Below are 23,643 nucleotides of genomic sequence, written 5' to 3' on the forward strand. Positions count from 1 at the left end.
CGACCCCAGGCCCGACCCCAGCCGGGGGGCTTCGGTGGGCGCATCCGCCGGTGCCGCTCGCCCACCCGCTCGACGACGGCCCGGCGGCGCTGCTGCGCCGCGACCTCGACGCCACCGCGGCGGGCCTCGCCGACCGGGACGGCGTCGATTCCGGCTGGCACCGGCTGGTCGGCCCGCTGGCGTCCGACGGCTCGCGGCTGGCCGAGGGTGTGCTGGCGCCGTTCGACCTGCCGCCCACCGCGCCCCTGACCCTTGCCCGGTTCGGCGTGCGCGGGCTGTGGTCCGCGACCGCGCTCGCCCGCGCCGCGCTGCGCGGTGAGGCGGCGCGGGCGCTGTTCGCCGGGCTCGCCGCCCATTCCATGATCGATTTACATCGCCCGGTCACCGCAGGCTACGGGCTGTTCCTCGGGGTGCTCGCGCACCAGGTCGGCTGGCCGGTAGCCGTCGGTGGATCATCGTCGCTGGCGGAGGCCCTGGTCGCCCGGCTGCGCGAGCTCGGCGGCGAACTGGTCACCGGCGCCCCGGTGACCAGCCTGTCGGAACTGCCGCCCGCGCGGGCCGTGCTGCTCGATCTCACCCCTCGCCAGGTGCTCGCGGTCGCCGGCGACGCGCTGCCCGGCCGCTACCGCGCCGCGCTCGGCCGATACCGGTACGGACCGGGAGTTTTCAAGATCGACTGGGCGCTTGACGGACCGGTGCCCTGGCGCGATCCGGCGGTCGCCGGGGCGGCGACCGTACACCTGGGCGGCACGCTCGCCGAGATCGCCGCGGCCGAGCGGGCCGTCGCCCGCGGCCACCATCCAAACCGGCCGTTCGTACTGTTCGTTCAGGCGTGCGCCGCCGACCCGAGCCGCGCCCCGGCCGGCCGGCACACCGGGTGGGCCTACTGCCATGTCCCACTGGGCTCCAGCGTCGACATGACCGACGCGATCGAGTCCCAGGTCGAACGCTTCGCCCCCGGATTCCGCGACCGGGTGCTTGCCCGCCATGTGATGGGACCGACGGCACTGGAGGCGCACAACGCCAACGAGATCGGCGGCGACATCGGCGGTGGCACCGCCGACCTGCGCCAGTTGGTCGCTCGGCCGGTGCTCTCGCCGCGCCCCTGGGCAACGCCGCTGCCCGGCGTCTACCTGTGTTCGGCCGCCACCCCTCCCGGCGCCGGGGTACACGGCATGGCCGGGCTGCACGCGGCGGCCCTCGCCCTCAGCCGGGAGCGGCGAGCGGCCTGGCCCGTAGGGCGGCCGGGATGAGACCGTCGCCGACCCTGATCTCGCCGCTGTGCGCGAGACACGCCGGGAAATGCGCGATATGCCGCCGCCTACGGACCTTGTATCCCGCCTGGAGACACTCCGACGGTAACCGCCCGGGCGCCACGCCGACCATGAATCACCGCCTTTTCATGACCGCCCCTCCATGATGGGGGTCGGCAGCCGGCCCGCGGGCGGCCTGCATCACCGTTGGGTGACCGCAGGCCAACCGGTAGGTGAACACCCCTCCGCCGCACCCTCCTGGCCAGACGGGAATGATATCGTTCAGGCGGATCTTTCCATCGCCGCGGAAATCGGGGAAATGTCATGCCGCTGGCAGGCTACGGCGTCTTGAAAGGCCGGGTGCTCGACCGGCGCAGGGAGGGCGGGCGCGACAGCCCGCATTACCAGCTACACGTCGACGGCGGTGACTCTTTCCGAGTCGCCGTGAACGTTCTGTCCGCCCAGCCCCCGTCCGAACTGCTGTACATCGCGGTCGAGGAGTTCCACCATCCGATCCTCGACCGCCTCGTCGACCTGCCCGACGGGTTCACCCCCCTGAACTCCAGGCCCGGCGGCCTCGCCCTGGACTTCATCCGGGGCAACCTGTTCGACCGCACTGGGCTGCACGCGCTCCCCCCCGACCGCCCCGGCCCGGACAACGACCTCGCCGACCGCCTCGACCACCACGTCCAGCGTGCGACCGCCGATCCAACCAGCCACATTTACGCCTTCGGCCAGCGATGGGGCCCCGAACCCACGAAACCAGACAAGATCTTTGGCTTCGTACCCGGCAACGGCGTGCATGACGTCCACATGAACCAGGGCAACAGCGGTCGCTTCATCGCCGACGACGGCACCTGGCAGGACGGTGCCCTGCTGTTCCACTTCCCCACCGCGGGCCGCTGGACAGCACTGTTCCTGGCCTTCCAGAGCCAGGCCTGGCACACTGACGACACGACCGGCCACGCCCTGCGCGCCGTTCCATCGGCCGGACCGGGCGGCCGACCGGCCCCCGGGGAACCCGACCGGCGCCTGCGCATCGTCGCCGCCCTGGTCAACCCCATCGGACCAGCACCGGAAGCCGAGTCCGTCACCCTGCTCAACACCACCCCAGGGCCCGTCGACCTCACCGGTTGGACGATCATCGACAGCGGTCGGCACCGTTTCCCCCTTCCGCCCACCAACCTGCCGGCCGGGGACACCGTGCGGATCCCGCTCGCGCCCCCGGTCGGGCTGGGCAACCGGGGCGGCATCATCACCCTGCTTGACCAGGACGGTCTGAAAGTCGACGGCGTCGCCTACACCGCCACCGACGCCTCCCGCGAAGGGCACACCATCGTCTTCTGACCCCGGGTCGCCTTTCGGACCCGGATCACCTTTCGGACCCGGGTCGCCTCCGCAGGACTCCGTATGAGCGCGATCAGAACCGGGCTGGATGTCCGGAAAGTCATCGGGCGAATCGGCGCGGAGATCGTCGGCATCGATCCGGGCCGGGAGCTGGACGCGGAGACGGTCGCGTGGCTGCGGGCCACTCTCAACGAGCACAAGGCGCTGGTATTCCGTGAGGTGGATATCGATGATGCCGGTCAGCAGCGGTTCGCCGGGTATTTCGGCGCACTGACCGCGGCCCACCCGACCGTCCCGTCGGTGGCAGGCTCACCGAACGTCCTGCCGGTCGACAGCGAGAACGGCAGAGCCAACCACTGGCATACCGACGTGACATTCGTCCTGAACCCGCCCCAGCTGAGCACGCTTCGCAGCATCGTCATCCCGCCCTATTGCGGGGAGACCCTGATCGCCAACGCCGCCGCGGCGTACCAGGACCTTCCCGAGGTACTGCGCGCCTTCGCCGACACCCTCTGGGCGCTGCCCACGAACGACTACGACTACGCGGTTCCGGTGGAGAGCCTCGACAGCGACCAGCTGGACCGGCGGGCGGTTTTCACCGCCACCGTGTACAAGACCGTGCACCCGGTGGTGCGAGTTCATCCGCTGACCGGCGAGCGCGGCCTCTACATCGGGGGGTTCGCGCAGCGCATCGTCGGCCTGTCCACCGGCGAGTCCCGCGACCTTCTACGGTTGCTGCAGTCCTATGTGATCAAGCCGGAGAACGTGCTGCGGTGGCGTTGGGAGCCGGGCCAGCTGGTGATTTTCGACAACCGGATCACCCAGCACTACGCCATCGACAACTACGACGACCTGCCCCGTCGGCTCAACCGGGTCACCGTCGCCGGCGACATACCGTTCGGCCCGAACGGGGAGAAGAGCTACTCGCTCGCCGGGGATGCCTCGCATTACACGACCGTTCTCGAAGAAAGCGTCCCGGCGTCCGCCGGAATCCTTTCCACGTAGCGACCGGCCGGCGACACGGCCGGAACAGTGGGATCTCGCGACCGGCATCGGCGACCGGCTCGCCCAGACCCACGCCCGCGCCGCCGACGCCAGCCGACCGATTCGAGAACGCCAGTCCAGGTCACGGGGAATCCAAAGATCAGGAACATCAGCCGCAGCAGACGCAGCCCGGGGCACATCCCTACCTGTCCACGTGACGGCTGATCTCAAGTGAGCAGGACACGGTGGGGACCGGACAGCAGACGCCGCCGCGCCAGGCATCACGGCCTTCCTTCACCGCGATCACAGCGATCACCAGAGCGGCGACCGGGTCCGCCCAGGACCAGCCGAGGGTGGCATTGAGGAGCAAACCAGCGAGCAGGACCGCGGACAGATAAGTACACAGCAACGTCTGCCTCGAGTCCGCCACGGCGGACACCGAACCGAGTTCCCGGCCGGCACGGCGCTGCGCAGCGGACAGGAACGGCATCACCGCCAGCGACACCGCGGCGAGCGCGATCCCGGGCACCGAACCATCCGCATCATCCCCGCCGGCCAGTGCACGCACGGCGTCGACCGCGACATAGACGGCGAGCACGAAAAACGACCCGGCGATGAACCGCAGGGCGACGCGTTCCCGGGCCTCCCGAACGGCGTGATCGACGGCGGAGAACTGCCAGGCAACCGCGGCGGCGGAGAAGACCTCGATGAGCGAGTCCAGCCCGAAACCGATCAGCGCAGCGGACGACGCCGCCGCGCCGAACGTGAGCGCGATGATGGCCTCGACGACGTTATAGGCGATAGTCACCCCGACCAGGAACCGGATTCGGCGGGCGAGCAGGTCACGGCGGGCCGGGAGCGGCCCCGATGACAGCGAGACGGCCATATCAGCAGCAGCCCTTCTCCGCCGTGCCCGGGCACGCGGCATCCTGTCCGAGGGCGATGACCGCGGCCCGCAGCTCGTCGAGTGTGCGACCGAGACGGGCGTCGGCAAGCTCATAACGGGTACGCCGGCCGACCGGAACGGCGACCACCAGCCCACAGCCACGCAGACAGGCCAGATGATTCGACAGCCGGCTCCGGGAGATCCCCATCGCCTCCGCCAGATCAGCGGGATGCGCCGGGCTGTCACGAAGGGCCAGAAGCAGCCGTGCCCTGATCGGGTCAGCCAACGCCCGGCCGACCCTTACCAGAACCTCGATGTCCGAGGCGATCGTCACCATGACCCAACAGTACAGAGATCCATGAACTCAGGAAAGCGTAAACTTCGGATGGGCCGGAGACCTCGACGCGGCGAGGCTGGCTGCCTGGTCTCACGGCCTGGTCTCACGGCCTCGTCTCACGGCCTCTCTGCAGGCGGCGGTGCTGCTCGCCCTCTACGGCGCCGTCTTCGGCGCCGTCCTCGGCGCTCTGGTGGGCCTGCTGACGTACGCGCTGAGCAGGGGCCGTCGGGATTTCGTCTCCGTGTCGGCGCTGAGCGCGGACCGCTACGACCTGCTCGTCGACGCCGACGTGGCGGAGCAGGCGGCCAGGCTGCTCGCGGAGACCGAGTTCGGCCGAGTGTCGCCGGCCGGGGGCACCCGGACCTGACCCCGGGACCCGTGCCGGCGCCCAGGCTCATTCCCGGGCTACCGGCAGAAGCCCGGCCCTGCGCCGCTCGATGTAGCGGACGAACGCAAAGGTGTCCCGGGCCGCCTCGATGCCGTCGTCCGCGAGCCGACCGGCGAACCGCTCCCGGATGGCCGTCTCGACCGCGGTGATCGAAACGATTCCGGTCAACGCGGCAAAGCCACCGAGCAGAGCGGTGTTCGGTAGCGGATGCCCCAGCTCGCGCTGGGCGATCTCGCTGGCGGGCAGGCTGATCGTTCGCTCGGGCCGGTACCGGGTGAGCCCGGGCAGCCCGAAATCGTCGAGGTCGCGTGCCGAGTCGAGCAGGATGAACCCGTCCGCCCCGAGTCCATGGAATACGTCGGAGACGTGCAGCAGCGCCGCGTCCCGGACGATGACCGCATCCGGGAACACGACCGGTTCCCACCCGGGCAATGGATCGTCGTCGATCCGGCAGCAGGCGACCGTAGGGTGGCCGATGTGTTCCGGCCCGCCGGCCATGGCTGCCTGTCCGTAGCGACCCTCCGTAACTGCCGCGATGGTCAACAGCTCGGCGATGGTCAGCACGCCCTGGCCGCCGAACCCGTGAATTCGTACCGCGAACATGATGGACCTCGTCTCTCCCGACCGGGCTGCTCTCGATGCTGCTTCTCGACGCTGCTCGCGATGCCCCCGTCAGCTGCCAGGGTCCTCTCCGCGGCCCGGCAGCGCGGTGAGTAGCCGGCGGCGGGGGCGACCAGTGGATCGCGGGCCAGGATCGCCATCGTGCGGTCGTCCCCGTTGACCCCGTGCGCATGGATGGCGAGCTGCGCGAAAAGGAGGATCAAGCAACGACCGCGACGTGTCCCCTCAACACAAACCCCAAGGTCAGCGGGCTACCGCCGCTCACCCTGAATGGACACGCGCGAACCTCGCGGCCTGCTCGCCGTGTCCGGCCGCGTCGCCGACGCAGATGGCGAGCCGGCCCCCGCCGACATCGACCACGTCCACCCAGTCTCCGCTCGAACCGGGAGTCGCGGAATGCGACCGCCAGGAGACCCCCAACCGGTGGGCGTTCTCTCTCACACCCTCGGTCACACAGGCTGCGAGATCGGTCTCGTCCCAGGATTCTGCAGCCGGAAAGTTGCACACGGACGACCTCCAGAACGGCGCCTCGCGGGGAGAACTCAGTGGCCCTTGGCATCTCAGACCCGTGCTCAGGCCTGCACCGACAACAGGTCATTCATTCGACTTCAGCCATCCGCTGAACATCAATATTGACGATCAGATCGGCCCAGCACGCATACTGGCCGACCGCACGCCCCTGCCGGGTCACCCGCAGGACTCGTGCCGGACGATCGGGACCGGCCTTGACGACCGTCTCCTCGATGAGATGACCACCCGCTGTCATCCATTTCATGTGTCACCGCCTTCCTTGGCGTCGATGCGAGGCCTGGGATCTGATGGCACAACCTGACAACCTGGCGGGATCGGCGACGACGGGTCATTGTTCAGTCGTTCACGCGAACCCGAAGGGTCAGCGGTCCCGGCCGAACAGCGTGGCCGTGTCCTCGATCGGGTTCCCCTGCCGGTCGTAGACGGCGACGCCCAACGACCTCAGTGTCGACGCGCTGCACCGCAGGTGATGGGCGCACAACAGCACCTCGACATCATGGGAACGCGTGTCACCGGGGACAAATATCGCCTGTGCCACCGGTTCGGAGGGGCAGCAGCAGGACCGACTGCCCGGTTCGATCGCCCGGTACGGTCGGTGCGTGCCCTCGGTCGCTGCGCCGTTCTCCGCGGCTGACGTCGGAGCCGGCATCGAGCGGGACAGGCGAAGGGCGGGGAGATTCACGGGGAGGTTCATGAGTCAACCATCCCGCGGCTGCCGCCTGGTCACATGGGCCGATCGTCCCCCCTCAGCAGACCAACGGTCTCCCCGCACAGGGGCGCAGCCCAGTGTCACAGGGGCGCAGCCCAGTGCAGGTGGGTGCCCCCACCTGCCGGTGTGGTGAGGGTGAAGGACCCGCCGAGCTGCTCGGCCCTGGTCCGGAGGTTGTCCAGCCCGCTGCGCCGGCCGCCGGGACCTATGCCGACGCCGTCGTCGATCACGTCGACGACCACCGACTCGCCGGCCACGCCGATACGGAGCTCGACGGTCCCGGCCCGCGAATGCCGCGCCGCGTTGGTCAACGACTCCCGGGCGACGGCGATCACCTGGTCAGCGAGATCGTCACCGATCACGGTTTCGAGCGGTCCAGAGTAACGGACGGTCGGCGTGAAGCCGAGGGCCGGACGCACGTCCTCGGCGATCCGGTCGATCGCGGCGTGCAGTCGGCTTCGTTTGGACACGCCGCTGGCACGCAGCTCGAAGATCGACCGCCGGATGTCCTTGATCGTAACGTCAAGGTCCTCGACGTACTGGTTGATGCGCTCGGCATTCGATGGACGTTCGTACTGGGCGATGTCCTGCAGGCCGAGCGCAACGGCGAACATCCGCTGGATGACGTGGTCATGCAGGTCACGAGCGATGCGACCACGGTCGGCCAGGACCACCAACCGCTCCCGGTCGGCCTTGACCCGCGCCAGTTCCAGAGTGATCGCGACGTTGCCCGCGAAGCTCGCGGCGCTGGCGAGATCGGTGTCGCTGAAGGGACGTTTCCCCCGGTTCCGCCCGACAAGCAGCACTCCGGACACGTGGTCGGTGCCGGCGACCATCGGGAGGAGGATCAGGGGGCCGGTGGCGGCGTCCCGTTCCTCGGGAAGGGCGTCGAGCTGCGCATCCTCCACGCGCAACGGCTGCTGCTCGGCCATCACCCGACCGGTGAGGGTGCCGTCGAGAGGTATCCGCTGACCGGCACCGGAAACGGTGTCCGCTCCGACGGTGACGGTGACGGCGACCCGCGCGCTGCCGGCCTCCTCGTCGCGCAGGACGATGGAGACGAACTCCGCATCGGCGACCGTGCGGATGCGTTCCGCAACAGAATCGAGGGCGCCGTCGGCATCGGCCATGATCTGGCGGGTCACGTCGGCGGACGCGCTCATCCACCGGTGCCGTTGCTGGGTGTCGTGGAACAGCCGGGCGTTCTCGATCGCGACACCGGCGCTGGCGGCCAGGGCGAGCGCGAGTTCCTCGTCCTCGGCGGTAAAGACCGTGCCGCCGCGTTTCTCGGTCAGATAGAGGTTGCCGAACACCTCGCCGCGCACGGTGATAGGTACGCCGAGGAAGGTCCTCATCGGCGGATGGCCGGGGGGAAAGCCATACGCACTCGGGTCACGGGAGATGTCGTCGAGGCGACGCGGCCGAGGATCATCGATCAGTAGACCGAGCACCCCGTGGCCGGTGGGCAGATGACCGATTCGGTCGACGTCCCGCGGGTCCATGCCGGCGTGGACGAACTCCTCCAGGGTGCGGTCCGGCGCGACGACGCCCAGCGCCCCGTATCGGGCGTCCAGCAGCTCGCACGCCGCCTCCACGATGTGCCGGAGCAACACCGGCAGCCGGAGGTCCGTGGCGATGGCCCGACTCGCCGCCAGCAGCCCGCGCAACCGGCTCTGCGTGGCCAGCACATCCTGGGCCCGGTCAACCAGCTGCGTCAGCAGTTCATCGAGTTCGAGCCGCGCGACGAGCGGGAAGGTCAGGTTCTCGCTCTTCGGTGGGCCCGTCGAAGAGACCGACGAAGGGTCCGTTCCCGCCCGCTTCTGGTTGGCTGCGGACCCAGTTTCCATGCCCACGCCCGAACAGTACTAGAACCGGTTCGGTTGCCGCGGATGCATTGGCGATCCCCATCAGTTGTCGATGCGTTACCCGCGCTCGGCGGTGGCCGCTCCCGGGCCATCCGGTCTTCCCCGAAACACCCAGAGCACCCGAAACACCCAGAACACCCAGAACACCCAGAGCACTGCGGAACATCGCTTCGCGTGCCGATCAGGCCGCGGCGCGGCGGGCGTTGTGCAGCGACTCGGCGATGGCCACCGCCGTATCGATGATCTTGGCTTCCGGCCAGGGTTCGATCCGGGAGACGGTGTCGGCGAGACGGCCAAGGCCGACGGACCCTGTGGCGCTGGTTGCCGCGGAACGCCGGTCGGTACGGGTTGCCGCGAGATCGGGCGGGGCCGTGCAGCGCAGTTGCACCAGGTCCGCGGAGGCACGGCGAGCGACATCGGCCGCTTGCGCGCGCTGGCTGTGCCGGTTCCACGGTGCGTCGACCACGACGGACTCGCCGCGGCGCAGCGCCGTGCCGGCCTGGCGCAGCAGTTCCTGGTGGACCGCGTCGACGTCGTCGGCCGGTACCCATCCCCCCGCCTCTGCCCATCCCCCCGCCGCGAGATCGTGACGGTTGGCCGAGGCCGCCAGGTCCGCCGCGGCGTCGTCGAAGCGGAGCACGGTCCACCGCTCCGTGCCGGCGAGCCCGCCGGCGAGCGTGGACTTCCCGGTGCCGCGCTGGCCGCCGACCAGCGCGAGTCGGACCCGGCCCCAGCGCAACCGGGCCAGTGCCAGGTCAGCGAAGGCCCGCGCCTCCGCCGCCGCCGCGTTCTCACCGGCCGCGACACGCTGGCACGCCGCCTGGCAGCGCCCCAGCGCGGCCAGCGCCCAGTAGAAATCCTCGAGCGACCGAGGATGGGTCTCACCAGCCATCTCACGGTAGTGATCGAGGAAGAGCCGGGCGAGATCGCGGCGTCCGAGCCACTCGAGGTCGGCTGCCAGGGCGCAGGCGTCCGCGAGGACGTCGGCCGCCCGCAGCCCGGGTTCGAACTCCAGGCAGTCGAGCACTCTGGGCCCGTCATCAAGGCAGAAGATGTCCGCGGCGGACAGATCGCCGTGCCCGTCGCGGATCCGCCCGGCCTCGCGCCGCTCCCGCAGGAGTTCGTCGCGGCCGTCGAGGTACCGCACGGCGAGACGGTTCACATGGTCGAGGATGCTGGCGCTCACCGCCGCGCCATGGTCACGCTGTACCCGGGCGAAGCAGGCGTCCCACCGCCCACGCAGGCGGTCCAGGCCACCTGCCTCGGCGATCTGGGACGAGGTCTCACACCGGGCGTGGAAGTCGACCAGCACCCGGGCGAGGGCGTGGATCTCCGCCCTGACCTCGGTGCCACCTTCGGCAAGCGTCGACAGCCGGCGCGCCTCGGGCAGTCGACGCATCACGACCATGTGGTCGCAGGGCTCCCCGTCCGGTCCGATGACATCGGCGACGCCGAGGTAGACGTCGGGCGCGAGGCGACGATTGAGTCTCACCTCGGCCTCGCAGGCGGCCAGCCGTGCCTGCCGGCCGCGGAAATCCACGACACCGAGGTCGACCGGCTTCTTGACTTTGAAGACACGATCTCCAAGGAAGACGAGCACGGACCGCGCCGTCTCGACGACCCTGGCAGGAGGCCCCGACGCCACCGTCGGCGCTACCGCTGGCGCCGAGGACGAGGCGCCTCGCTCCGCCGGGAGCGGGTTCACCGTGGTCTCCAGGATCATGGCACGAGCCTGCCCGCGTCTCGGCGGCCGCGGCAGCATGCTCGGGTCGTGCGTGGAGGGAACGAAGGTCCGTCCTACCTGGGACCAACGTCCCCACCCTCCCCCGCCTCCGACGCGCCGCCGCGGTGGCTGGCAGACACCCGTCGACACCGGGCCAAGGACCGGTCCAAGGGTCGAAGGTCCCGAACCCAGCATCCATTTCACAGCGTGGCGGCTCCGAGGACGGCGCCGTATCCTCCTCCGCATGAAGACGATCCGGGTATTCATTCTCGACGACCACGAAATCGTGCGTAACGGTCTACGGCAGACCCTCGATCGCCACGACGACATCGAGGTGGTCGGCGAGGCCGGACTCGCCGCCGAGGCGATCCGCAGAATTCCGGCGCTCCTGCCCAACGTGGCCGTCCTCGATGGCCGGCTCCCCGACGGAAGCGGCATCGACGTGTGTCGCGACATCCGCTCCGCCCATCCAGACGTCGCCTGCCTCATTCTCACGTCCTATGACGACAACGAGGCCCTGTTCTCCGCCATCATGGCCGGTGCCGCCGGCTACGTCCTGAAGGAGATCCGCGGCAACGACCTGGTGAGCGCCATCCGCACCGTGGCCGCCGGCGGGTCGCTGCTCTCGCCATCGGTCACCCGCCGCGTCCTCGACAGAATGCGCCAAGGGCCCAGGGAAGACCCGACGCTGGCCTCCCTCAGCGCCCGGGAACGCGAAATCCTCCAGCACATCGCCGAAGGTCTCACCAACCGGCAGATAGGTACCCGGATACACCTCTCCGAGAAGACCGTGAAGAACTACGTCTCCAGCATCCTCGAAAAACTCGGCCTGACCAGCCGGACCCAGGCCGCCGTCTACGCCCTGAAGAAGACGAGTGAGGACTGAACACCCACACTCGACCATCGATATACCGGACCATCGACACACCGGAGCATCCCTGTGCCTGAACCGGGTCGAAGGACCCATCCTGGTGGGAGCCAGGTCCCGGATCCGAGCACCGCGGGTCGGATGTCGCATACGCGGGCGAAGGGCACGCTCATCACTGTCGGCAGGACGCCGACGAGGAGGTGGCGATTGTGGAACCCCCCCTGGTTCCGGCCCGCGTCGCGCCGTTGCCATACGGCCGGCCCCTCGACCTGACCAAGATTGTGATTGTCGGGGAAATGGTCGCCGGAGCGGTGGCCATCTCCTGGCGGTTCGCCGGCCGCGCCCCGGGGCCCAAGGCGATCGTGCGAATGGGCCCGGGAGGCTGGGTGAGCATGAAAGGCGGCGGCGTGCGCCTGCACGGGCGACGCTACCGACAGCCCCGCGAGCAAAAGCGGCCGCCGTGGGCCCGCGTCCTGGGGGCACGACGGGCAACCCGGCCGCTCTGACCGGACCCGCAGGTGCCGACAAACCGGAACATCACTCACCCGGAACATCACTCTTTGACGATGATGCGGGTGACGGGACTGTCGGCTGGCATCCTCGCGATTTCGATCACGATTTCGATCACGCGAGTCCCCGCGCACGCGTGATGCGGCGGCGCGGTGAGGCGTCTCCGCCGCTCGCCGGGTGACGACCACGCCGGCCCGGCCGGGCACCCTGCACACATTCGAAATGAACACCGTTATCCTTTGTGGCAAGGCTGCGGCGCGTCGGCCCGACCAGGGTCAGACCTCTCCCCGCCCTCCCATGCCCTTCCATGAGGATCTGGGAGGATCCGGGGGATCCGGGGGGACCCGGGCTCGATGGGCTCCGCTCCCGTCCGCGGGGGATCACGGGTCTCGTCGATCGGCGCCTCGCGGCTGGAGTACCCGTTCGGCATGCTCGCGGCAGCGCCGCCACGACATCGAGGAAATCTCTGTGAAGATCGCTTTTGTGGGCAAGGGCGGAAGCGGCAAGACCACGCTGTCTTCCCTCGTCGCCCGTCACCTGGCCACCCGGGGTCGGCCCGTGCTGGCCCTCGACGCCGATATCAACCAGCACCTGGCAGTCGCCCTCGGGCTCGATGAGGACTCCGCCGCGGCCATCCCCGCGCTCGGCGACCACCTCGACGAGATCAAGGAGTACCTGCGTGGCGAGAACCCGCGCATCCCCTCGGCGCGGGAGATGGTCAAGACCACACCGCCCGGCACCGGCTCGCGGCTGCTGACCGTCACCGGGCCGAGCCCGATCCACCACCGGTTGAGCGTCGACATCAACGGGGTCCGCCTGATGGTCACCGGCGCCTTCACCGAGGAGGATCTCGGCGTCGCCTGCTACCACTCCAAGGTCGGCGCCGTCGAGCTGCTGCTCAACCACCTCGTGGACGGGCCCACAGAATATGTCGTCGTCGACATGACCGCCGGCGCCGACTCGTTCGCCTCCGGGCTGTTCACCCGGTTCGACCGCACCTTCCTGGTCGCCGAACCCACCCGCAAGGGCGTCGCCGTCTACGAGCAGTACCGCGGTTACGCCGCCGACCACGACATCCCGATCTCGGTCATCGGTAACAAGGTAAGCGACGAGCGGGACCTGCAGTTCCTGCGTGACCGGATCGGCGACGACCTGCTGGTCCACCTGGAGCAGTCGGCTGCCGTCCGAGCGATGGAACAGGGCCGCGCCACCGGCATCGCGGACCTCGAACCGGCCAACATCGCCGCGTTGGACCACATCGTCGCCGTCGTGGACGACACCGAACGCGACTGGGACCGACTGCACCGACAGGTGATCGAGTTCCATGTGAAGAACGCCCGGTCCTGGGCGAACGACGCGGTCGGGGTCGACCTCACCAGCCAGATCGATCCCGGCTTCCGGCTCGACACCCGTCCAGGCCTGGTGCCGGCCGCGCGGTTGGCCGACACGACTGGCACCGCGCACACGGCTGGCACCGCGCACACGGCTGGCACCGCGCACACGGCTGGCACCGCGCACACGCCCCAGACCGCCGCACGCTGAGCGCTCACGAGGCCGGGCCCGCCTGATCGCGCGGCGGCCGAATTGTGGGGAGCTGGGCACGGTCCGGGGACCGCAAACCGTGCTCAGCTCCCCACATTCACCGGCCGACGGCCAGCCGGGATCACGCCACTAGGGGCACCGCGACGGGTAGGGGATCTCCGGGGCGTGCCGCTCCCACTCGGCCTCGCTCATCACGGCCGTCGGGTCGGTGCAGGCACGTTTGGCGATATGGGCCGGGTCGATGTCCCACAACCGGGCGGTGTTGTCGTCGCCGGAGGTGGCGGCCAGTGTGCCGTCCGGGCTGAACTGGACGCGCCGCACCGTCGCCGTGTGCCCGAGCAGGCCGCCGACCGGCCGGGGATTGCGCGGGTCGGAGATGTCCCACAGCCGGCCGGCCTTCCGCGCGGTCGTGCCCATCAGGTGCAGGTCGACGCGGAAGGCAACGCTACTCACCCAGTCCGATCGGTCGGTAAAGGTGTATAGCATTTTCGGTTCCGTCGGCGTGGCGATGTCCCATAGCCGGGCGGACCGGTCCGCCGACGTCGATCCAAGAATCCTGCCGTCGGGCCGGAAGGCGAGCCCGAGCACCGCGTTCTCGTGCCCGTTGAGGATCGCGAGCGGCGTGGGCCGGGTCGGGGTCGACACGTCCCAGAGCCGGATGGTCCGGTCGTGGCTGCCGGTCGCGAGCATCCTCCCGTCCGGGCTGAAGGCCACGCTGTTGACCCAGTCGGTGTGTCCCACAAGGGTGGCCGCCAACCGCGGCTGGTGGGGATCGGTGATGTCCCACAACTTGGCGGTGTTGTCGGTGCCGGCGGTAGCCATGGTCTTTCCGCCGACCGCGAAGGCAACGCTGTTGTTGACGTCCCGCAGCACTGCCAGCGACCTGGGCCGCTCGGGCACGGAGATGTCCCAGAGCCGGACAATGTGGTCGTCGGTGGATGTCGACAGCAGCCGCCCGTCCGCGCTGAAGCCGCCCTGCAGGAAGGTACCGCTGTCCCCCGGGATGACCGCGAGCGGTCTGGTGGCCGTGGGGTTGCTGATGTCCCAGAGCCGGACGGTGCTGTCGTCGCTTCCCGTCACCAGCATTCTGCCGTTGAGGCTGAACCGTACACCGATCACCCGGTCGGTGTGGCCGGCCAGCGTACTGATCTCTACCCCGCCGAAGTTCTCAATCAGGCTGCGCTGGGCCTCCTCGGTGGGCTCGACACGGTAGGCCGCCAGCGCAAGTTGGCGGGCCAGCTGCGGTTGTGTCGTGCTGGCCGCCGCCGCCTCGCTCGCCAGCCGGCGCGACACCTCGATGCTCTCGGGGACCGAAGCGGGGTCCTTGTGGGTGACGAACATGAGGGTGGCCGTCACCGCTACCGCGACGGCGCAGAGACTGGCCACCAGCGACACCACCGTGCGCCGCCGCCACCGGCCGCGCCGCTGCTGCTTCGGCTCGCCACCCTCGGGGTGGCCGCGGCCGGGTGCCGGACGGTCCAGTGGCGACAGGTCCAGTGGCGACAGGTCCAGTGGCGACAGGATGTCGTCGCTCGGCGGTGGCATCGCCGGATTGGCGGAACCGACGGAACCGACGGAACCGACGGAACCCTCGGAACCCTCGGAACCGATAGAACCGGCAGAACCCACGGAATCGATGGAACCGACGGAACCCTCGGAGTCGGACGGTGTCCGCGAGGCTCCGGCGTCTATCCGCGCCGGCGGCTTGACCGGCGGATCCGTAACCAGGGTGACGGCGGTCGGGCCAGCTTCGCCTCGCACCGCCGCGTCGACGTTGGAGTCGACGTTGGAGTCGACGTTGGAGTCGACGTTGGAGTCGACGTTGGAGTCGACGTTGGAGTCGACGTTGGAGTCGACGTTGGAGTCGACGTTGGACAGGCCGAGGAGGGACTGGTAGAGATCGCTGGCGGTCGGCCGGTCCGCCGGCTCCTTGGACATCGTTTTTGCCACGATCGAACGGAGTCCATCGGGCAGGCTGTCGATCTTGGGTGCCTCGTGCACCGCCCGATACAGCAGGACCGGGGTCGTCGCCTTACCGAACGGGCCGATCCCGGTGCCCGCGAACGTCACCACCCCGCCCCAGGCGAAGATGTCCGCGGCCGCCGTGACCAGCTCGCCGCGCGCCTGTTCGGGAGCCATGAAAGCGGGAGTGCCGATCAGGCCGGTGGAGGTCGTCAGCGAGGTCGTGGAATCCATCGCGCGCGCGATGCCGAAGTCGATGACCCGCGGACCGAGTCGCGACAGCAGGACGTTCGACGGCTTCAGGTCACGATGGATCATTCCCGCGGCGTGGATGGCGGTGAGCGCCGCCGCGACCGAGATGGCGAGGCGTTCGAGGTCGGCCTCGGCCATGGGACCGTTGGCGGCGATCGCGTCCGCGAGCGTGGGACCGTCGATGAACTCCGTCACCAGATATGGGCGATCGGCCTCGACGTCGACCTCGAGCACCTCCGCGGTGCAGAACCGGGCGACCCGCTGGGCGACTTCGGCCTCACGGCGGAACCTGGCCAGGAACTCGGGCTGCCGCGCGAGGTCGGTACGGACGACCTTGACGGCCACGGGCCGCCCGTCCCGGCTCCTGCCGAGGTAGACGATTCCCATCCCGCCTTGGCCCAGCCTCGCCACGAGCTGGTACGTCCCGACGGTGACGGGGTCACTGTCGAGCAGCGGTGTCGCGCGGGAGTTTGCCACGTCCCACGGAACTGACCCGTCAGGCGTCGTCACGGCAACCGTCGCCGCGCGGTGTGCGAACCCACGGCCGCCCCCTCCCGTTGGAACCCGACCTCCACGCGCACTCATTGCGCACCGCGGCGCCGCACGCATGAGTGCCTACCGTCTCCGTTAGCAGCCGTGGTTCTGGCAACCGGCTCACGACGGAATTTGTGCCTGGATTCTAGAGGTGCCTGAAGGCGCGTTCACGGCGCGGCCCACCCCGAGAGCCCGACGTAGCGCATCGTAATTGCGTGGCAACTTCCCGTTGGTGGTATCGGTCGCGGCGGCCCTGGCGATGCCGGGGCCACCGGGTCGCGACGGCCCACATGGGCTACCATCAGCATTGATCAAAGGGTACCGGGGCTATCGCTCGTAACGGTCGCTCGCAACGGTCCCCATAAGACCCCATTGACTACCATCAACCTTGATCAAAAGGTACCGGGGGGACCGTGGAGGTCGATCTTGGCGAGGAGTTCCTTGCCGCCGAGCTGGGCGAACAAAGGGGAGACTCTTCCGTCGCGGCCTCGGTGATGCCCCCCAGGGAATATGCCGCGGATCGGATTGCGCCAAGGAGCGGTGCCGTCGACGGAGCACCGATCCCAAGAGCGTCGGTCCAAAGAACGTCGATCCCAGGACCTCGGAGCGAGTCGCTGCCGAGCCCGCCGTCGGACCGACTGGTGTACGCCTACCTCGGCCGACAGCGTCGCTGGGTACTACTGTGCATGACCGCGTCATTCACCCTTGCCTCGTTCAGCCTGTTCAAGTTCGCGCTGCTGGCGTCGGCGTTGTGGGTGTTTCTCCTGCTACTCGGGCTCAACGCGGTTTGTTCGGCCTTCACGATTGTGGCCACCCAGCACCGGCGGCGCGTAACCAGACAGAGCCATGAGAGCCTGGTCCGCGGCTGGCGGTCGATCTACTACCCCAGCGTCGACATCTTTCTTCCCAGTGCGGGCGAACCCCTCCCGGTATTGCTCAACACCTATTCACACATCGCCCGGGTCAGGTGGCCGGGGCAGCTACGAACGTACGTCCTCGACGACAGCGGCCGCCCGGAGATCGCCGCCGCGGCCGCCGCCCACGGCTTCAGCTACCTGAGCCGGCCGGACCGCGGCCGGATGAAGAAGGCCGGTAACATCCAGTTCGGGCTCGAGCACTCGCGCGGCGACTACATCGCCATCTTCGACGCCGACTTCTGCCCGCGGCCGGACTACCTCTTTCACCTGGCACCGTACCTCGACGACCCGGACGTCGGTATCGTGCAGAGCCCGCAGCACTTCGACACGAAACGGTCGATGGGCTGGCTGCAGCGGACCGCCGGCGCCACCCAGGAGCTCTTCTACCGCTGGGTGCAGCCGTCCCGCGACGCCGTCGGCGTCCCGATCTGCGTCGGAACCAATGCGATCTACCGGCGCGGCAGCCTGCGGAAGGCGGGCGGCTTCGCCCAGATAGAACACAGCGAGGACGTCTTCACCGGTGTCAAGCTGCTGGCTGCGGGCTACACCACCCGCTATGTACCGGTGGTGCTGGCGACCGGCCTGTGCCCGGCTGACCTGGCCGGTTTCATCAACCAGCAGTACCGCTGGTGCAGCGGTTCCATGGCCCTGCTGCGGACCCGTCAGCTACGCCACATCAAGCTCGACTGGAAACAGCGGGCCTGCTTTTGGAGCGGGTTCCTCTACTATATTTCCACTGCGATCAACGTCTTTACCATTAACATTCCTGGCCTGTTGATGGTGTACGTCTACCCGGAGCTGGTGCGGCCCTATAATTTTTTGCCGTTCCTGGCCGCGGCCTGGGTGTGGCTGGTCCTGCTCCCGGCTACCAGCCGCGGTCGATGGCGTTTCGAAGTGCTGCGGGTGCAACTTGTGTACAGCTTCTGCCACGCTGTCGCGATCCTGCACATGGTGCGTGGTCGCACGGCATCCTGGGTGGCGACCGGCTCCGTGCGCAAAGGGGGGAACCCGCTGGTCCGCAGCGTGGCTCGGACCGCCTTCTACTGGCTGCTGTTGACGACGTGCGCGACATGGACCGGCATCGCTCTCGACGTCTGGCGGTTCGGCTGGGAAAACTTTTGGCTCATGATTCTGTTCCAGCTCGGCCACAGCTATCTGAGCATCCCGCTCCTGTTCGAGCTTAGCCGCCTGCTCGTGGGGCGCGGCGACCGGCCGGCACGCAGCAGGCACCGCGCCAGGCAGTCTCAGCCCGACTCCGTGGTCCGGGCATGGACCGGCGGTCCGCAGGCCTACAGCGCGCAGGCCTACAGCGCGCCGGCCCACAACGCGCCGGCCAACAGCGCACCGGTCTCGCCCTCGCACGGCGCTCCACCCGCCAGCGCGGCCCTGCGCCAGGGGTGAAGCGACGTGGAACGTCACGACGACGACCTGGACTTCCCGGCCTCCGAGCACCTGCGCTGGCCCGACGGGCTGGCGATCACCGTCGGCCTGGCGGTCATCGCGTTGCTGGCCACCGGCTGGGTCGACCCGACCGTGCTATGGCACTGATCAGGCCAGGCGGGCCGTGGGAGCGGTCGGCATGAGGACCATGAGGACGACGGACGGCGCGGTCACGGACGGCACGGTCACCGTGCCGCTGCGGCGACCCCACCCGGGTCTGGTGCGGATCGAGGAACGGCTCGGCTTCCGCCCCGACATCGAAGGGCTACGCGCCCTGGCTGTGCTGCCCGTGCTGTGTTACCACGGTCAGGTCCCCCACGCCACTGGCGGCTTCGTCGGGGTCGACGTGTTCTTCGTTGTCTCGGGGTTCCTCATCACCAGCCTGCTCGTGCGGGAGGCCGAGGTCACCGGTCGGATAAGCCTGGCGGGGTTCTACGCGCGCCGGGCCAGGCGCATCCTGCCGGCGGCCTGCGTCGTCCTGGTGTTCGTCACCGTGGCGAGCTGGCTGACGATGCCGCCGCTGCGCCAGGCGGAGACGGTGCACGACGTCGCGGCGGCCTCGGTCTACCTGGTCAACTGGCGGTTCATCTCGAACCAGACCGACTACCTCGCCAGCGGTCGGGACCCCAGTCCGGTGCTGCACTTCTGGTCGCTCAGCGTGGAGGAGCAGTTCTACCTCGTCTGGCCGCTGCTCCTGCTGCTCGTCGTGCTGTTCGCCCGGCGCGCCACGATGTCGCTGGCCGCCGTCGCGGTCCCGGTCACGCTCGGGCTCGTCGCCCTGTCGTTGGCGCTGTCGCTGCACTGGACCCTGGTGGAGACGCCGGTCGCCTACCTGGGCTCGCCGGCCCGGGCGTGGCAGTTCGGCGTCGGTGCGCTGCTCGCCTTCGCCGCGCCGGCGCTCGCCAGACTCGACCGCGGCCGCACCGTCACCGGGGTGAGGATCGTGCTCGGCTGGGCGGGGTGCGTGGCGGTGCTGGCCGCCGTCGTCAGCTACGACAGCGTGACGGTCTACCCGGGCACGGCGGCCTTGTTGCCCACCTTCGGCGCGGCAGCGGTCATCGCGGCGGGTACCGGCGTCCACCCGGGACACCGCAGCCTCCGGGCGAGTGCGGGCCGGTTGTTGGGGACCAGAGTGCTGACCGTCATCGGAAGCCGGTCGTACAGCCTGTACCTGTGGCACTGGGCCGTGCTCGTCCTGGTCGAGGCGCGGGTGGGAGACCTGAGCTGGCAGGCGCGCACGGCAGTGGTCGCGGCCTGCGCCGTGCCGGCCGAGCTGTCGGTGCGGCTGGTCGAGCGTCCGGTGCGGCTCTCGGCGGTCGCGGCGTCGGGCTGGCGTCGTGGCCTCGCGATCGCCGTCACCGCGACGTTGCTGCCGGCCGCCACCGGCATGCTGGTCGGCACCGATGCGCTGCAGCGGATGCGGGGCGGTGGCCGGGACGCGGTGGCGGTGCTGCCGCACCTGCCCGCGGCCACGGTGGTGCGTGACCCGTTCGACCAACCCGGCGGCCTGTTGAGCGGCCCGGTGACGCCCGCGCCTTGGTCCGCGTACGACGACCTGCCGCGGCTTCCGGACGGCTGCATGGTAAGTCCCCGCCAGACCACGAGCCCGCCCTGCCAGCTGAACACCGACGGCGCCACCGGCCGGGTGGTCCTGTTGGGGGACTCGCACGCCGCCCAGTGGTTCGGGGCGGTCTACCACATGGCCCGCGGCAGCGACTGGTCGGTGGAGGTGCTGACCAAGGTCGGCTGCCCGTTACCCGCTATCTCGGTCCGCAGCGAGCAGCTCGGCCGGGAGTTCACCGAGTGCGACACCTGGCGAGAGAACACGTTTCGCCGGCTCGCCGCGGAACCAAAGCCGGACGTGATCTTCCTGAGTACGTACAACCGGTACACCGGCGACGAAGAAAAGGTTGTGGCGGGATGGCGGAACACGATCGCACGGCTCGTTTCCCTGGGTGCTCCGCTGGTCTACATCGTCGACACCCCGAATCCACCAGGAGACATTCCGGCGTGTATTTCCGGCGCAATCGACAACTGGCGGTCGTGCTCGTTCCCGCGGGATTCCGGCCTGCCCCGCGACCCGCTGCTGCAGGCGGTCGTCGAGGGCCGCGAACCAGCGGTCAGCGCGGTCGACCTGAACGTCATCCTGTGCCCGGGGACCGGACCCTGCCCGGCCGTACGGGGCAGCGTGCTGCTGTACCGCGACGACTCCCACATCACGAACACGGCAGCGGTCATGCTCGGGCCGGCGCTCGAACACGCGCTGGTCACCAAGGTACAGCTGCCGTCGCGGGGACCTCTGCTCCAGTCAAGCCAGACCGCGGGCACATCGCGTTCCTGACTTCGGTCCCGGTGGAATCCGGGCGTCGGGTAGCCTCGCCAACGAGGTGCGCCAAGGCCGTATTTCAGGACGTCTGTACACTTTTCAGTCATTGTTTGGCTTTCGGTCATTGTTCGGCGGACGTACCAGCCAGACGGCCGAGGTACCTGGTGGGGAGGCGCTGATGCGACGGCGGTCTGCCGTCTGCCTGATGGTGGCGGCGAGCGTACTGGTTTTCGCCTGCAGCTCCCCCGGCGACGGCCCGTCTCGGGAACCTGTGTCCCCGAGCGGCGCCACCAGCGGCGCCGCTCGCGGCGCCGAGCCGTCGCGGGCGACCGTCGAAACCGTGTTCAGGACCCGTCCGCAGTTCGGCGTCACGCTGCCCGGCATCAGCCAGGCGTCGCTGGGCGAGGTTGCGCGCACGACGGGCTGCCTGCCGGCGATGGCCCAGTTCTTCGTCTCCGTGGCCCACGGCCTGGACCCGACGGTGCTCGGCGCGGTGCCGGTGACACCGATCGTGACGGTCGAGCCGTGGAACCCGGACAAGGGGGTCAACCAGAGCGACTTCACGCTCGACAAGACCATCGAGGGCCGGTGGGATGACCACTACCGGGCCATCGCGATGGTAGTGAAGAAGTACGGACGCCCCGTCCTGATCCGGTTCGCCCACGAGATGAACGGCTACTGGTACCCGTGGGCGTCGGTTGGCTCGAACACACCGGCGCTGTTCGTGGCAGCGTGGCAGCACGTGGTCGGCCTCTTCCGAGACGCCGGCGTCACGAACGCGCTGTGGGTGTGGTCGCCGAACGTGCTCCGCGGGACGTCGGGAACGCCGCTGGCCGAGTACTACCCCGGCGACAAGTGGGTCGACCTGATGGGCCTGACAGGGTACGGCGTGCAGGAGAGCTCCGCCGCGCAGACGTACGACCCGTCCATGGCCCAACTGGCCGCGCTGTCGGCCAAGCCGGTCCTGCTGACCGAGGTGGGCGCCCAGCGGGACCAGTACAAGACCAGCTGGATCGCCTCATTCGGCAGCTGGCTGCAGAGCCACCCCCAGGTGGTGGGGTTCGTCTGGACGGCGATGAACATCAAGGACGGCGTGAAGGGTGACTGGCGGTACGACGACTCGGAGGCCGACCTCGCCGCCTTCCGGGCGAGCCTGCTTGCCGGGAGAGTCGCCTGCTGACCACCGCGAGGAGCGTTCCGGAGTCGGCTGGCCAGCCGGGCCCGGCGGCCCGTCACCGTCGCGGCAGCCGTCGCGGCAGCCGTCGCACCCTGGTCGTTCTCGCCGTGGGCGCAGCCGTCGTCGCCTGTGCGCTGGTCCACGCGGTGAACCTCGACGGCTGGCCCGGCCGGTTCAACGAGGACGAGGGCACATATACCGCGCAGGCCTACGCCCTGCGGTACTGGGGCCGACTGGCGCACTACACCTACTGGTATGATCATCCTTTCGGCGGCTGGGCCCAGATCGCGGCGTACGCCTGGGTGACCGACGCCTTCGGCCGTGGCGCTACCGGCGTGAGCGCCGCGCGCGAGTTCATGCTCTGGGTGCACGTCGCAAGCTGCGTCCTGGTCTACCTGTTCGCCCGCCGGCTGGACGTGCGCCGACCGTACGCGGTGACGGCCGTCGCGCTGTTCTCGCTGTCACCGCTGGCGCTCTGGTCCCAGCGGATGGTGTTCCTTGACAACATCATGGTGATGTGGCTGTTAGCGGCGTTGGTCGTGGCCGCGACGCCCAGACGGCGAGTGTGGACTGCCGTGCTGGCGGGACTTGCGGTAAGCGTCGCGTTCTGGTCCAAGGAATCCGCTCTGGTGTTCCTGCCCGGCGTCTACCTGATGGTGTGGACCAACCACCGGCGGCGCAACCTGCGCGCCGCGAGCCTCGGCTTCACCGCCGCGGCCGTGGCGGGCCCCGGGGCGTTCGTGGTGTTCGCGGCTGCTCGTGGCGAGCTGCACCAGTTGCGCCGGGCGGTCGAGTTCCAGCTGTTCACCCGGCAGCCCAGCGGCAGTGTGCTCGACCGCGGCAGCTCGGCGTGGAACCTGGTCGGCTTCTGGCTCGGGCTCGATGCGATCCTGCTCGCCGCCGGCCTCGCGGCGGCGGTCGCCGGGCTGCTGGTGCCTCGGCTTCGGGTGCCGAGCGTGCTGCTGGTGAGCCAGGCGCTGCTCCTGCTCCGGGAGGGGTACCTGCCGTACCCGTACGTCGTCGGGATGTTGCCGTTTGCCGCGCTCTGCGCGGCGGGGTTGGCCGACCACCTTCATCCCCGGCCCGGGCCTGCCACCAGGCCTGCCACCACAACCGCCCGTCTTCGCCTCGCGGCGGTGGCCTCGGTCGTCGTGGCCGGGCTGGCGGTGCTGCCGTGGCAGTGGGGACCGGTCCTGGTCGACGCGGCCACCCGGGACGACAGCCTCCCGAGCCGGGAGGCGTCCGCCTGGTACCTCGACCACGTCCCCCCTGGCCGGGTGACGATCACGAACGATTACGCGTGGCTCGACCTGCTACGCGGGGGTACCAGGCCGATCTGGCACTGGAAGATCAACGACCAGGCCGTGCGGGCGAGCCTCCCGAACGGCTGGCGCGACGTCGACTACGTCATCCTCGACGCCTGGATGGCCGAACCGGCGACGTTGCACCGGCTCCCGCTGCTGGCCGGCGC

At 69.5% G+C, this 23,643-nt stretch carries 20 protein-coding genes; 12 read left to right on the plus strand and 8 right to left on the minus strand.

From position 1 onward, the window contains the following. The 3 genes from AC08OV_RS02640 to AC08OV_RS02650 all read left to right on the plus strand — a co-directional run. Nucleotides 1–1,253, plus strand: a 1,253-nt coding sequence (locus tag AC08OV_RS02640) for a phytoene desaturase family protein (protein ID WP_476619253.1), incomplete at its 5' end; no start/stop codon positions are given. Nucleotides 1,254–1,577: 324 nt separating this feature from the next. Further along, nucleotides 1,578–2,600: a DUF2278 family protein gene (locus AC08OV_RS02645; RefSeq protein WP_476614723.1), complete on the plus strand. Its 1,023-nt coding sequence runs from the start codon at nt 1,578–1,580 to the stop codon at nt 2,598–2,600. A gap of 63 nt (nt 2,601–2,663) precedes the next feature. Further along, complete coding sequence (locus AC08OV_RS02650; protein WP_476614724.1) at nt 2,664–3,605, plus strand: TauD/TfdA dioxygenase family protein; 942 nt, start codon at nt 2,664–2,666, stop codon at nt 3,603–3,605. Nucleotides 3,606–3,786: 181 nt separating this feature from the next. Here AC08OV_RS02650 and AC08OV_RS02655 read toward each other — a convergent pair whose 3' ends face one another. Both AC08OV_RS02655 and AC08OV_RS02660 read right to left on the minus strand, forming a co-directional pair. Continuing rightward, nucleotides 3,787–4,470: a cation efflux transmembrane domain-containing protein gene (locus AC08OV_RS02655; protein WP_476614725.1), complete on the minus strand. Its 684-nt coding sequence runs from the start codon at nt 4,468–4,470 to the stop codon at nt 3,787–3,789. Nucleotide 4,471: 1 nt separating this feature from the next. Further along, nucleotides 4,472–4,807: an ArsR/SmtB family transcription factor gene (locus AC08OV_RS02660; protein ID WP_476614726.1), complete on the minus strand. Its 336-nt coding sequence runs from the start codon at nt 4,805–4,807 to the stop codon at nt 4,472–4,474. A 139-nt stretch (nt 4,808–4,946) separates the two neighbouring features. On the opposite strand from AC08OV_RS02660, the gene AC08OV_RS02665 reads away from it, so the two are divergent. Next, nucleotides 4,947–5,174: a hypothetical protein gene (locus AC08OV_RS02665; protein ID WP_476614727.1), complete on the plus strand. Its 228-nt coding sequence runs from the start codon at nt 4,947–4,949 to the stop codon at nt 5,172–5,174. Between the two features lie 27 nt (nt 5,175–5,201). Here AC08OV_RS02665 and AC08OV_RS02670 read toward each other — a convergent pair whose 3' ends face one another. The 5 genes from AC08OV_RS02670 to AC08OV_RS02690 form a co-directional block, all read right to left on the minus strand. Continuing rightward, a complete protein-coding gene (locus tag AC08OV_RS02670) occupies nt 5,202–5,798 on the minus strand; it encodes a 2-oxoacid:acceptor oxidoreductase family protein (protein ID WP_476614728.1) in 597 nt (198 codons plus the stop codon). 616 nt (nt 5,799–6,414) lie between these two features. Then, nucleotides 6,415–6,591, minus strand: a complete 177-nt coding sequence (locus tag AC08OV_RS02675; RefSeq protein ID WP_476614729.1) for a hypothetical protein — start codon at nt 6,589–6,591, stop codon at nt 6,415–6,417. A 117-nt stretch (nt 6,592–6,708) separates the two neighbouring features. Further along, nucleotides 6,709–7,041, minus strand: coding sequence for a hypothetical protein (locus AC08OV_RS02680; protein WP_476614730.1), 333 nt, complete (start codon nt 7,039–7,041; stop codon nt 6,709–6,711). A 95-nt stretch (nt 7,042–7,136) separates the two neighbouring features. Continuing rightward, nucleotides 7,137–8,903 (minus strand): sensor histidine kinase, encoded by a 1,767-nt coding sequence (locus AC08OV_RS02685; RefSeq protein ID WP_476614731.1) that lies wholly within the window; start codon nt 8,901–8,903, stop codon nt 7,137–7,139. A 199-nt stretch (nt 8,904–9,102) separates the two neighbouring features. Beyond that, nucleotides 9,103–10,644, minus strand: a complete 1,542-nt coding sequence (locus AC08OV_RS02690; protein ID WP_476619254.1) for a bifunctional aminoglycoside phosphotransferase/ATP-binding protein — start codon at nt 10,642–10,644, stop codon at nt 9,103–9,105. A 244-nt stretch (nt 10,645–10,888) separates the two neighbouring features. On the opposite strand from AC08OV_RS02690, the gene AC08OV_RS02695 reads away from it, so the two are divergent. The 3 genes from AC08OV_RS02695 (at nt 10,889) to AC08OV_RS02705 (ending at nt 13,564) form a co-directional block, all read left to right on the plus strand. Continuing rightward, complete coding sequence (locus tag AC08OV_RS02695; protein ID WP_476616180.1) at nt 10,889–11,530, plus strand: response regulator; 642 nt, start codon at nt 10,889–10,891, stop codon at nt 11,528–11,530. Between the two features lie 191 nt (nt 11,531–11,721). Beyond that, a complete protein-coding gene (locus AC08OV_RS02700; protein ID WP_476616179.1) occupies nt 11,722–12,018 on the plus strand; it encodes a hypothetical protein in 297 nt (98 codons plus the stop codon). A 472-nt stretch (nt 12,019–12,490) separates the two neighbouring features. Continuing rightward, complete coding sequence (locus tag AC08OV_RS02705; RefSeq protein ID WP_476612409.1) at nt 12,491–13,564, plus strand: ATP-binding protein; 1,074 nt, start codon at nt 12,491–12,493, stop codon at nt 13,562–13,564. Nucleotides 13,565–13,693: 129 nt separating this feature from the next. Here AC08OV_RS02705 and AC08OV_RS02710 read toward each other — a convergent pair whose 3' ends face one another. Next, nucleotides 13,694–16,288, minus strand: coding sequence for a WD40 repeat domain-containing serine/threonine protein kinase (locus AC08OV_RS02710; protein ID WP_476619255.1), 2,595 nt, complete (start codon nt 16,286–16,288; stop codon nt 13,694–13,696). A 710-nt stretch (nt 16,289–16,998) separates the two neighbouring features. Between AC08OV_RS02710 and AC08OV_RS02715 the strand changes: the two genes are divergently transcribed. The 5 genes from AC08OV_RS02715 to AC08OV_RS02735 all read left to right on the plus strand — a co-directional run. Continuing rightward, the gene (locus tag AC08OV_RS02715) at nt 16,999–18,630 is read left to right on the plus strand and encodes a glycosyltransferase family 2 protein (RefSeq protein ID WP_476612407.1); all 1,632 of its coding nucleotides are present in this window, start codon (nt 16,999–17,001) and stop codon (nt 18,628–18,630) included. Nucleotides 18,631–18,636: 6 nt separating this feature from the next. Continuing rightward, nucleotides 18,637–18,777, plus strand: coding sequence for a hypothetical protein (locus tag AC08OV_RS02720; RefSeq protein ID WP_023842071.1), 141 nt, complete (start codon nt 18,637–18,639; stop codon nt 18,775–18,777). Between the two features lie 40 nt (nt 18,778–18,817). Further along, nucleotides 18,818–21,010: an acyltransferase family protein gene (locus tag AC08OV_RS02725; protein WP_476612406.1), complete on the plus strand. Its 2,193-nt coding sequence runs from the start codon at nt 18,818–18,820 to the stop codon at nt 21,008–21,010. Nucleotides 21,011–21,173: 163 nt separating this feature from the next. After that, nucleotides 21,174–22,175, plus strand: coding sequence for a glycoside hydrolase family 26 protein (locus tag AC08OV_RS02730; RefSeq protein WP_476612405.1), 1,002 nt, complete (start codon nt 21,174–21,176; stop codon nt 22,173–22,175). A 104-nt stretch (nt 22,176–22,279) separates the two neighbouring features. Continuing rightward, nucleotides 22,280–23,643: ArnT family glycosyltransferase (locus tag AC08OV_RS02735; protein ID WP_476619256.1), on the plus strand; the 1,364-nt coding region annotated here is incomplete at its 3' end.

This window comes from Frankia sp. CeTa3Moorea (genome assembly GCF_978021225.1).